11 protein-coding genes are annotated in these 10,458 nt (G+C 56.5%); 9 read left to right on the forward strand and 2 right to left on the reverse strand.

Features of this window, described 5'->3' with window-relative positions; all coding sequences use genetic code 11:
• Window positions 1-21: 21 nt before the first annotated feature.
• From GJA_RS11850 to GJA_RS27300, 5 genes are all read left to right on the forward strand, one after another.
• Entirely contained in the window at window positions 22-660 is a 639-nt protein-coding gene (locus GJA_RS11850; RefSeq protein ID WP_144241500.1) for a DUF2345 domain-containing protein, read from the forward strand.
• On the forward strand, window positions 657-1,610 hold the full coding sequence (locus GJA_RS11855; protein WP_051780714.1) for a hypothetical protein: 954 nt from the start codon (window positions 657-659) through the stop codon (window positions 1,608-1,610). Before GJA_RS11850 ends, GJA_RS11855 begins: the two co-directional genes overlap by 4 nt.
• Entirely contained in the window at window positions 1,607-2,191 is a 585-nt protein-coding gene (locus GJA_RS27295) for a hypothetical protein (protein ID WP_144241501.1), read from the forward strand. The genes GJA_RS11855 and GJA_RS27295 overlap by 4 nt, the downstream gene beginning before the upstream one ends.
• A 1-nt stretch (window position 2,192) precedes the next feature.
• On the forward strand, window positions 2,193-3,206 hold the full coding sequence (locus GJA_RS11860; protein WP_038492399.1) for a PoNe immunity protein domain-containing protein: 1,014 nt from the start codon (window positions 2,193-2,195) through the stop codon (window positions 3,204-3,206).
• A gap of 195 nt (window positions 3,207-3,401) precedes the next feature.
• A complete protein-coding gene (locus tag GJA_RS27300; protein WP_144241502.1) occupies window positions 3,402-4,097 on the forward strand; it encodes a hypothetical protein in 696 nt (231 codons plus the stop codon).
• 29 nt (window positions 4,098-4,126) lie between these two features.
• On the opposite strand, the gene ptsJ is transcribed toward GJA_RS27300, so the two are convergent.
• Complete coding sequence (ptsJ, locus tag GJA_RS11870; protein WP_038492404.1) at window positions 4,127-5,428, reverse strand: MocR-like B6 salvage transcription factor PtsJ; 1,302 nt, start codon at window positions 5,426-5,428, stop codon at window positions 4,127-4,129.
• A gap of 58 nt (window positions 5,429-5,486) precedes the next feature.
• Between ptsJ and GJA_RS11875 the strand changes: the two genes are divergently transcribed.
• Both GJA_RS11875 and GJA_RS11880 read left to right on the forward strand, forming a co-directional pair.
• Window positions 5,487-6,263, forward strand: coding sequence for a YggS family pyridoxal phosphate-dependent enzyme (locus GJA_RS11875; protein WP_051780717.1), 777 nt, complete (start codon window positions 5,487-5,489; stop codon window positions 6,261-6,263).
• Window positions 6,260-6,955, forward strand: a complete 696-nt coding sequence (locus tag GJA_RS11880) for a glutamine amidotransferase (protein ID WP_038492410.1) — start codon at window positions 6,260-6,262, stop codon at window positions 6,953-6,955. Before GJA_RS11875 ends, GJA_RS11880 begins: the two co-directional genes overlap by 4 nt.
• A 23-nt stretch (window positions 6,956-6,978) precedes the next feature.
• Here GJA_RS11880 and GJA_RS11885 read toward each other — a convergent pair whose 3' ends face one another.
• Window positions 6,979-7,791, reverse strand: a complete 813-nt coding sequence (locus tag GJA_RS11885; RefSeq protein ID WP_144241503.1) for a hypothetical protein — start codon at window positions 7,789-7,791, stop codon at window positions 6,979-6,981.
• A gap of 251 nt (window positions 7,792-8,042) precedes the next feature.
• Here GJA_RS11885 and GJA_RS11890 point away from each other — a divergent pair, with 251 nt between their 5' ends.
• Entirely contained in the window at window positions 8,043-8,882 is an 840-nt protein-coding gene (locus GJA_RS11890; protein WP_038492416.1) for a M15 family metallopeptidase, read from the forward strand.
• A gap of 96 nt (window positions 8,883-8,978) precedes the next feature.
• Window positions 8,979-10,409, forward strand: coding sequence for a hypothetical protein (locus GJA_RS11895; protein WP_038492419.1), 1,431 nt, complete (start codon window positions 8,979-8,981; stop codon window positions 10,407-10,409).
• The last annotated feature ends 49 nt before the right edge of the window (window positions 10,410-10,458 follow it).

A 10,458-nucleotide genomic window follows, 5' to 3' on the forward strand; every position in this document is an offset into this window, starting at 1 on the left:
TCCGCCAAACAACATGTGCTGATGACCGCGCAAGGCGCCTACCTCAAGCTCGAAGGCGGCAATATCGAGATCCACGGGCCGGGCAAGATGGCATTCAAGGCCGGCATGAAGGAGTTGACAGGGGCTGCCAGCAGCACGCCCAAACTGCCGATGCTGCCGAATCCTGATCAATTAAATAATTTCCTCGAGTTAAATTATCGCTGGGATGATTTACAACCGATGGTCGGTGCTCCGTATCTGGTGCAGTTCGCCAATGGCGCCACGGTGGAAGGCAAGCTGGATGCGCATGGCTTTGCCCGGCTTGAGAATATTCCTGCCAGTAGCGCAGTCGTGTTGTATGGCGAAGATGAGCGCGATCCTGTGCCGCGCAAGAAACAAAAACCGAATCAGGTGGCTGGCGCCAAGCCGCGCACCGATGAAGAAGCACTAGCCGTGCTGGAAAAGTATCTGGCGCAAGAGCATGCATATTACAAGGATAACTTTTTCCCGGATGAATTGGCCGACATGGAAGAAGAACTGCAGCATGCGGGAGCCAGCAGCGACCTGAACTACGATTTTCATTATGACGATTACAGGTATGCCGATGAGGATAGTGCGGAAGATAAAGAAGCCGAAAAGAATTATCGTGAACGGCATGATAACGAAGGCGGTGCGGCATGAGTAATGTGAGCGGCGCGCTTGCCCCCAGCGGTATTCATGTCGCCTCTCCCGCCGGACGCGCCTTGCGCCAGGCCGATGACGGCATCGGCAGTTGGCTCACCGACCTGGTAAGCGGTGCCGGATCTTCGCCATCGCACATCATTGTCACCGGTATCCTCGGGGTAGTGCCCGGCGTTGGCCAGGCGATGGATGCGCGCGACCTGATCCTGGGAGTGATTCACATATCCAAGTCGCCCGCTGCGGTGGGCGGCTGGGTCGAACTGGTGATTACCCTGATCGGTTGCGTGCCGGCGATTGGCGACACGATGAAAGTCGGCTTCAAGTTCATGAAGCAAGGCCACAATTTCGGCCGCGTGCTGGAAGCCGTGTCGCCTAAGCTGCGTGGCAATGTCGAAAAGTTCATGCGCCAGATCGATTGGAGCATGCTGACCAGGAATAGCAAGAGCCTGTTCAAGAACGCGCTCGATACGTTCATCGATGGCATCGATAGCTGGGTGGTCAAGGCCGTGGCTGGCGGCCCGCAAGTCAAGCAAATTATTGGCGAGCTGAAAGCGATCCGGCGGCAGGGTCCGCGCATGATCGATGACGCTTTTTCCGAGTTGAAAAAGCTGCACGCGAAAATGATGGGGCATGAATTACCCGGCACCACGGCGGCGCTGGGGAGTGTTTCCAGCAAGGTGGCCAAGGAGGAAGTTCAGTCTGTTAGCAAGACGGTCGTCAAAAAAGATATCAAAGCAGCAGCGGCAAACGAGAAGAAACTGGTTGGCAAACAGAACCATGATGTCAAAGGAAACAAGGCCACCCCTAACTCAAGCAAAACCAATATCAAGAAAAAAGCTGAACCAAAAAACAAAGTTGGCGTAGCGGCGTTCCTGCGGAACATATTACCGATTATTACGTCAAGAGAAAACATATTAATTTTAGCAAAGTCAATAATAATGGTTATTTGACCGAAGAGCACAGCATTCCACATCGTGGCCTTGATCATTTGTGGTTGAATCCATTGCACCTGGCTCAGCCGTTTGTGGTTGGTGAAACCAAGTCCAGTATCTTCGACTCCTTTAGTTTGATCGCTGCCCTGCCTGCTGAGATGCAAGAGAAATTCCAGCAATTAAGAGCAGACGAGGCCGCTGATCCAGTCAAGAACGGCAGACCGAATATTTTTGAAAATGAATCACGAGATAAACATGCCAACCAAAGTGTAAATATCGGAGGATCCGGCAATACTAAAACATTAAGGAATGGACTCAACAAGCCAAATAAGAAAACAGGATTGCATACTCAAATGAGTCATGCATGGATTGCGGATGCTGTACAGCAAGAAAAATTGACAAGTGAAGGAAGGAAAATAAAGAGATTGATACTGGAGTACGAAATGAATGCCATTGATAATAAAAATCAAAAAGCACCATATAAAAGATGGATATCGCTCGTAACTGGCAGACAATTGCAAAAACATAAAAAATCAGGCGGTGCAAATCATGAAATTCAAATAATTATGAATATGCCTGATAATATCATAAGGAAATAAAATGAAAGAAATATTGACAGAGGAATATTTTCTAAATAACAAGAGGGAATTACTTCTGGATTATGACATTTATGATGAGAATTATCATGGATCAATAATGGTGTTTGATAAATTGCAAAAATCTTTGTCGAAGAATGAAAAGGAATTAAAGGAAATTCCGATATACAATTTCATGATAGCAACCCGTAGACGTTCCTGGGTTGCCATTGATATTTTGGCCACAAATTATAGTGCTGGTCACAGGCTGAGCGAGCTTCGATCTTTTTATCCTTCAGTATTGGAGTATTGGAAATCTTACGCAAAATATGATGCTGCCTATGATTTAAGTGAGACGGAAAGTCAGCAGGGATTTGCTCATTTTTCATTATCCGATAACTCATACGAAAAAGTTAATCGCATGATTTGCTTTGCCATTCTTTTGGGATGGGAAAATCTTATTGCTGAAATAATTCCAATTATCGATTTCAATAACGAACAAAAAGACGGCATGCTGGAACGGATGCTGGCATTTTATGACAAAAACCGACCTGCCCCTCCAGATGAATGTTTACGTCACCTTCCCTATTTCAAGACACTAAAAATATTTTCGGCGGATAAAATTGATAGGCCAAGCTTGATGGCAGAATATCTTGAAGATTGGTATGAAGCGAGCCGGCGGGAACCTTATTACAATGCGCATACGCGGGATACCAGCTTCTGGGGTTACTGGTCATGGGAGGCTGCGGCTATTACCTACTTACTGGAGATTGACGATAGCAGCTATGCCAACGCACAGTTTTACCCCAAGGACTTGGTCGATTTTGCAAGGCAAGCTAAAAAAGACTATTCGCCGGACGGAGTCTTGCCGATTGCAAACAACGAATTACGCGCCAAAGCAAGCGATCCCTGTCCTAAAGCTGGCCAATGGCAATCGCTGGGGGCGGTATCCGAATTGCGTTCATACTTGCAAGATGAACCAATGGCTGATCTTGGTTCTGCGTATGGATTGACAGTGTGGAAATTTATTGATGATTGAGAAAATTTCGCAATTATATTTTTAAAAATAAAATAAAATAAAATAAAAAAGCGATAAATTGAAGCATAAAAATCAAGAAAATTAAATAAATTTAATAAACCAGCGCAGCGATTTCCCAGCGATTGCCATGCATTCTGCGCCAAGAAAACCAACTCCTGCCTTAAAGTAGACCAATGATGCATATGCAAAATTAAAATGAAAAAATCAAAAACAATATTATTTATGGCATGCTTTAGCGCAAACATGGCTTTTCAACACGTGCATGCTGGCGACATTCAAGAGTCAGCGCAAAATGAAGGTTTTGCGAACCCATCGATCATCACAGGATTTAATCCCGATACAAAAAACCTGACCGGTTATGTATCCTTATCAAGGCCTGCGCCAGGTTCTATCGACTGGTGTAACTTTTTATTTTATGGAAAAGTGGACGGAAAACAGGCGATACCTGTTTCCTTGAAGAATGTCGTGAAGGATGAGGGGCGCGAATCGATCGCGCAATCCAGACCTTCGACGCAGTCGAAAGGAAAAATAGAGATTTCCTCAGGGAAAAATATTCTGCTGATTGAAGAAAGTGAACTTCCCGGTGCCTGCACGTGGATGTTCCCTGCCGCGGGAGTAGCGGGTATCGCTCAAGCCGGTACAACATTCTCCGTTCGATTGGGCGGTGAGGTAAAGGGAAGCTGGATCGCGGTGGGCGTCATTTCTTCAAAGCGAGCGCATTTCCACGCGCAGCCTGATGAAAAAACCATCAAGAAGGCATTTTTAATCTCGGGAAATGTCCTGTATATTTACAAGGAAGAAAATGATTGGCTGTACGTGAAATTCCAGGGGCTCAACAAAGAGACGTACGGCTGGATAAAAAAATCAGACACCGTTCAATTGGTGAAGTAAAGCCAGAGGGCGGCTGGGAGCGGATGGACCTACCTGCCCTCAATGCCGGGCTTGAGGTCCGCCGCAAAACGCCAGGCAAGCTCGCGCGTCATGGTGGCGATGCTGATGCGCAAGCCCTGCACCGGCTCTTGCACACTGAAGGCCGCGCCGCTGCGCACCAGCCAGCCTTTGTTTGCCATCATTAATACCAGCGACTGGCTGTCTTGCCGCAGCGGCAGCCACAGATTCAAGCCGTCCGAATCCGCAGGCGTGCCGATGCCCTGCTCACGCAATGCTTCCGCCAGCCAGGCGCTGCGTTGCGCGTAATCGGCTTTCGCCAACGCCACTTGCCCTTGTATCTCCCTGGAAGCGAAACAGGCCGCGACCGCCTCTTGCAGCAAATGGCTGACCCAGGTCGTGCCGGGCGCCAGCCGCAGGCGTAAGCGCCGCGCCGTTTCGCTATCGCTGGCGACACACGCCAGCCGCAAGTCGGGACCGAATACCTTGGATACCGAGCGGATGACGGCCCAGTGCCGCGTCGCGGCGGGCAAGACCGAGTAATACGGCGCCAACGCCAGCATCGCGAAATGGTCGTCGACGATGGCCAGCACATGCGGATGGCGCGCCAATATCTGTTGCAATGCCGCCGCGCGGGCCTGGCTCAGGCTGCAACCGGTCGGGTTGTGCGCGCGCGGCGTGATCAGCACCGCGCGCGCGCCTTGCTGCAGCGCCTGTTCCAGCGCTTGCGGCAACATGCCGTGCTGGTCCATCGCGACGCCTAGCGCCTGCAAGCCGCCGAGGCGCAAGGTATTGATGCTGCTTAAAAAACATGGGTGCTCGACGGCCACCTTATCGCCCGCCACCAGGTGAGCCGCCAGCAAACGTTCGATGGCGTCCACCGCGCCGTGCGTCACATCGATGTCACAGGCCGCCGGACAATCGCCGGCCAGCCACTGCCGGGCATGCTGTTCCAGCGCCGGGGTGACCGTTGCTTCGCCGTACAGGCGCGGCCGATAGGTTGCCGAGGCCAGCAGCGCGGCCGGATCGGGCAGCCAGGTCTGATTCGGATTGCCGCAAGCCAGGTCGATCAGCGGCGAACCGGCCAGCATCCCTTCCTGCTCGCCCGCTTCCGGCTGATGGCGGATGCTGGTGCCCAGCCGCCCTTGCGTCAGCGTCAGCCCCGCCGCCGTCAGGCGCTTGTAGGCCGCCGCCACCGTGTTGCGGTTGACCTCCAGCGCAAGCGCCAGTTCGCGTACCGGCGGCAATACCTGCCCGGCCAGCAGTTGCCGCGATTGCAGCAGCTGGCGCACGGATTCGGCGATCTCCAGCGCTGTTTTACCTGTGATATTCATTTTGTCCTATGACAATGTATAATTTAAGCTATGCCAATTCTACATGGACTGTCCTGGTATGACGATGACAATGCCCTACCCTCAAGCCAACAGCGTCGCCGACTTTGAGCGCAACCTGGCCGCGGTGCGCACGCGCATGGCCGCCGCCTGCCTGCGCGTCGGGCGCGATCCGGCCGAAGTGCGTTTGCTGCCGGTCAGCAAGACCGTCGATGAAGCCCGTATCCGCTTGTCGTATGCCGCCGGTTGCCGGCAACTGGGCGAAAACAAGGTGCAGGAAGCCAGCCGCAAATGGGAGGCCATGGCTGACCTGGCGGATTTGCAATGGTCGGTGATCGGTCATTTGCAAACCAACAAGGCGCGCGTGGTGGCCCGCTTCGCCAGCGAATTCCAGGCGCTCGACAGCTTGCGTCTGGCGGAAGAACTGGACCGCCGGCTGCAAGCCGAAGGCCGCCAGCTGGACGTGTTTATTCAAGTAAATACCTCGGGCGAAGCCAGCAAATACGGTTTGCCGCCGCAGCAGGCGGCGGATTTTATGCGCCAGTTGCCTGCCTTTGCATCGTTGCGGGTACGCGGTTTGATGACGTTGGCGCTGCTATCGTCGGATGCCGCGCAAGTGCGCCCCTGTTTTGTGCTGCTGCGCCAGTTGCGCGACCGGCTGCGCCAGGAGGCGCCGGCCGGCATGGCCCTCGATGAGTTATCGATGGGCATGTCGGGCGACTTCGAGATCGCCATCGAGGAAGGCGCCACCGTGGTGCGGGTCGGCCAAGCCATTTATGGCGGCCGCAATGTACCAGACAGCCATTATTGGCCCCATCAACCGGAGATATCAGCATGAAACACGTACTTGCCATCCGCCACGTCCATTTTGAAGACCTGGGGACACTGGAACCTTTATTGCAGGAACTGGGTTACCACATCACCTATGCCGACGCGGTACAGGACGAGCTGTCGGCCGTCGACGCCGTGGCGCCGGATTTACTGGTGCTGCTGGGCGGCCCGATCGGCGCATTCGATGAAGAACAACATCCTTTCCTGCTGGCCGAACTGGACTTACTGCGCCGCCGCGTGGCCAGCGGCAAGCCGCTGCTGGGCATTTGCCTCGGGGCGCAATTGATGGCACGGGTATTGGGCGCGAAAGTGTATCCGATGGGCGTGCAGGAAATCGGCTTCAGCTCGCTGGCGCTGACCGATGCAGGCCGCCAGTCGCCGCTGGCCGCGCTGGCCACGGTGCCGGTATTGCACTGGCATGGCGACCAATTCGACATTCCGCCCGGAGCGCTGCGGCTGGCCGGCACCTCGATCGGCCCAAACCAGGCGTTTTCGATGGGGCCAAAGTTACTCGGATTGCAATTTCACCTGGAAGCGGATGCGCGCCGGCTCGACAGCTGGCTGGTCGGCCATGCCGGCGAACTGGCGCAGGCCGGCATCGATCCGCGCACCTTGCGCGAGCAGGCGCGGCAGCATGGCGCGCAATTGGCCGGCGCCGCGCGCGCGGTGATGACAAGCTGGCTGGCCTCGATCGACTGATGCCGGTCATGCCTGGCCCGGCATCAGGATTGGGTGGCGACCTTCGCTGAAGCTGGCGCCGCCTTGCATGCGGGGTCGTTTTTGGCGCGTCCGGAACAGACCCGCACACGGCATTTCTGGGCGTCATCCTTGCGCAACTTCTTGCATTGGTTCAATTTCGCCTGGGTCGTCGCCGGTTTGACGGTTTTTTTGACAGGCTTGGCCGGCGGTTCCGGTTCCGGATTGACTTGCGCATGTGCGACCAGGGCCGCCAGCAAGGTCACATCGTTGTCGGGTTCCGCTTCAACTTGCGGCGGCGGCTTGGGTTTAGTCGCGGCCTTGACCAGCTTGGGCGCCGATTTGGCCGTGGCCGCCTGCTTCGGCGCCGCTTGTGCCAAAGCCTTGCCCAGCACGTCGTTTTCGGACTGGGGCTGGGACGCCGGCTGGGCGTTCAACATGTCTTTCAAACTGGGCTGTTTTTCCGCTGGCGCATCGCCGCCTTGCAATCCCGCCAACGGATCTTCGTCATGAATCGTCGCCGCGGCAGTGCTTTCCGGCACATCGGGCTTGGCGGCCGGTGCCGCCACCGCCAGCCGAATTGCCGCGCCATCGGCTTGCTGCCGCTCGATGTCGCCATCGCCAGCGCTGAACCAGGCGCCAGCGGCAATCAGCAGCGCGCCCAGGCCCAGTCCGCCGCCCCATAACACCTTGCCGCGCTGCCGGCGCGACCCTGCCTCGGCGCCGGATGGGTGTTCCAGATGATTCAAGATCCGATGGCGATCGGCTTCAGCCTGCTGTGCCGGCGTCAACAAGCTGGGCCGGCCCGCCGCCCTTGGGTTCTCGTCATTGCTTTGCAAAATTAGTGACTCCCTTAGTGACTCTTTATTAATTATCCTATTACTTTACGCTATCCAATAAAAAAGCGACGCATAGTAGAAAATTAAGAGTGCTCCCCCCCGCACAATTGAATCTGGCTCAAATCCAATTATCAAGTTTGTAAGATATACTCGTGAGCAATAGTTCGCAAGTGAATGCTTGAACGGCATGCCACCCGTACTTCCGGCTTGGCTTTTCGGCAGCCATCGATCAAACCGTTTCTGGGGTAACCGTGTTTTTATTGGGCGTGGCGCTGTATTTCATTCTCGCTTGCTTGATTAGCTGGCTGGCATTGTTTCCCGCCGGCCGTGAATTCGTCATGCACTGGATGTCCAGGGCGGAAAGCCGCATCAGCCGGGGCTTCAGCCAGTTGGCGCGGCGCCGCGAACATGGCGTGCAGGTCTTGCGCCTGTCGGGTATCTCGGCGCTGCACGGCGTGGCGGGATTTTTCAGGCGCCATTATCTGTTATGCCTGGCCGGTGGCGCGGTGATTTGTTTGCCGCCTGTCCTGGCATTGATGGCGAGCAATAAATCCATGCTGGGCGGATACGATGTATCGACCCGGGAAATGAATCAGCAAGTCTCCGGATTACTGCAGGGCGAACAATTGGTGCCGCCGGTGGAATTGCCGCCGTTGGTCTTTGCCACTGCCGAAGTGGCGCAATTGCGGCCGATGCTGGTGTCGGCCAGCCGTAATTGGACCTTGTTGAACCAGGATTATGCGCAGCGGCTGTTATTGGTATTCAAGATCATGAAGGAAAAGCACGGTTACGACATGGCCATCCTGGAAGGTTACCGCAGTCCGGAGCGGCAAAACCTGCTGGCCTCGATGGGATCGAATGTGACCAATGCGGCGGCTTTCCAGAGCTGGCATCAATACGGCCTGGCCGCCGATTGCGCGTTTTTGCGTGACGGCAAGCTGGTGATTTCCGAGAAAGATCCGTGGGCCATGCGCGGCTACCAGTTGTATGGCGAAGTGGCCGAGTCGGTCGGCATGACGTGGGGCGGCCGCTGGAAGATGATGGATTTCGGACATACCGAATTGCGTTTGCCGGGCGTGATGAAGCGCTGAGTATCAAACCTGAGTATCAAACTTGCATTAAAAAGACCAATAAAATCGACAAGGAACCCAGATGGCTGATCAGGTAATGATGGATGGAGTGCGGCGATGCGTCCGTGGCTGAGCCGTAGCCTGCTGGTGGCGGGCGCTTTTATCGTGTGCTGGGGCGGCGCCGTATGGTACTGGCGCAGCGGCAAGCACGTGCCGGACGGGACCGACCTGGCGCTGTATCTGTTGATTTTGCCGCTGGCCTTGCTGCTGCTGTTCTGGGGCGGCAAAAAATTGCTGGCCATGGCAGCCGCCGCGCCGGCCGCATCCGCTGCGGCGCCGCAAGCGCCGCGGCAGGCCGAACAAGCGGCGCCTGCCGCCGCGCTGACCATCGTCAGCGGCGCGCTGCGCATGCCGCATGGCGCCACGCCGCAAGAATTGGCCGAAGCGCTGGTGTCGCGGCAGGCGCGGCTGGAACTGGATCCGGAATTGACCGATAACGACGGTTATCCGGTAATGACTGGCCGCATCGCCGACGTCGATGAGCTGGAACAACAGGAAACGATGGCGCCATGGCTGGCCGCACAAGGGCTGGACCAGTTGCGCTTCGACCCCGAACAATGGCGCGCGCTGGCGCTCGGCAGCGCGGTGCTGGACGAGCTGGCGCGCGCCGTTAGCGCCCATGCCGGATTGGCGGCCCATGCCGAGGCACAAGCCGGCGGCCGCGCCACGCCAGGGTTGCCGCCTTTGCCGACCTTGTTATTCCTGCCGCTGCTGCCGGAACACTGGCCAGTTGCCCAGCGCGACGCGGCCAGCCAGTGGTGGCTGCATCTGATCACGGAGCATGGCTGGCCTGCCGCGCAGCTGGCCTTGTCGCTGCCGCCATCCGGCGCGCAACTGGCGCCCTACGCCTTGATCAACCAGGTCGCGCAGCAACACCGGCAAGAGCAGCGCCCTTGTTTGCTGCTGCTGCTCGCTTGCGCATCCCATATCGGTGAAAACAGTGTGCAAGACTGGGCCGCGCGCGAACTGCTGTTTAGTTCGCGCAACCAGTCCGGCCAGGTGCCGGGCGAAGGCGCCGCGGGTTTGCTGCTGGCCGATGCGCAACAGGGCGCACTGTTCGACAGCGCGCCGCCAGTGCTGCTGCACGGCGCCAGCGTTGCCTCGCGCGCCAGTTCGGCCGATGCCAAGGGCCGTATCGACCATCTGTTGCTGACCGAACTGGGGGCCAAGGCGCTGGCCCGCGGTGGCGCCGCCGCGGCCGAGGTCAGCCTGGTGGCCGCCGACAGCGGCCAGCGCGCCAGCCGCATGTCTGAATTGACCGGCATGACCGGAGAACTGTTGCCGCAACTCGATTTCGATACCCAGGTGCTGAACCTGGGCGCCAGTTGCGGCCAGGCCGGTAACGTGACACCGCTGGCGGCGCTGGTGCTGGGCTGGCAAGACGCACGCGACAATACCGGCGTGGTGTTATGCGTCAGCAACCAGCAGCCATTCCAGCGCAGCGCGATGCTGGTCGGCCAGGGCGCCGCCCCGCCGCCTTCCAGCTAATACGTCATGAATCAACTGATTTCTTATCCACCTTACTATCCACCTTCAG

This window comes from Janthinobacterium agaricidamnosum NBRC 102515 = DSM 9628, assembly GCF_000723165.1.
GTDB lineage: Bacteria > Pseudomonadota > Gammaproteobacteria > Burkholderiales > Burkholderiaceae_D > Janthinobacterium > Janthinobacterium agaricidamnosum.

Excerpts from the sequence above, each read along its gene's own strand:
- GJA_RS11850 (WP_144241500.1), top strand. The coding sequence starts at position 22 with ATGACCGCGCAAGGCGCCTACCTCAAGCTCGAAGGCGGCAATATCGAG.
- GJA_RS11855 (WP_051780714.1), top strand. The coding sequence starts at position 657 with ATGAGTAATGTGAGCGGCGCGCTTGCCCCCAGCGGTATTCATGTCGCC.
- GJA_RS11860 (WP_038492399.1), top strand. The coding sequence starts at position 2,193 with ATGAAAGAAATATTGACAGAGGAATATTTTCTAAATAACAAGAGGGAA.
- GJA_RS27300 (WP_144241502.1), top strand. The coding sequence starts at position 3,402 with ATGAAAAAATCAAAAACAATATTATTTATGGCATGCTTTAGCGCAAAC.
- ptsJ (WP_038492404.1), bottom strand. The coding sequence starts at position 5,428 with ATGAATATCACAGGTAAAACAGCGCTGGAGATCGCCGAATCCGTGCGC.
- GJA_RS11875 (WP_051780717.1), top strand. The coding sequence starts at position 5,487 with ATGACGATGACAATGCCCTACCCTCAAGCCAACAGCGTCGCCGACTTT.
- GJA_RS11880 (WP_038492410.1), top strand. The coding sequence starts at position 6,260 with ATGAAACACGTACTTGCCATCCGCCACGTCCATTTTGAAGACCTGGGG.
- GJA_RS11895 (WP_038492419.1), top strand. The coding sequence starts at position 8,979 with ATGCGTCCGTGGCTGAGCCGTAGCCTGCTGGTGGCGGGCGCTTTTATC.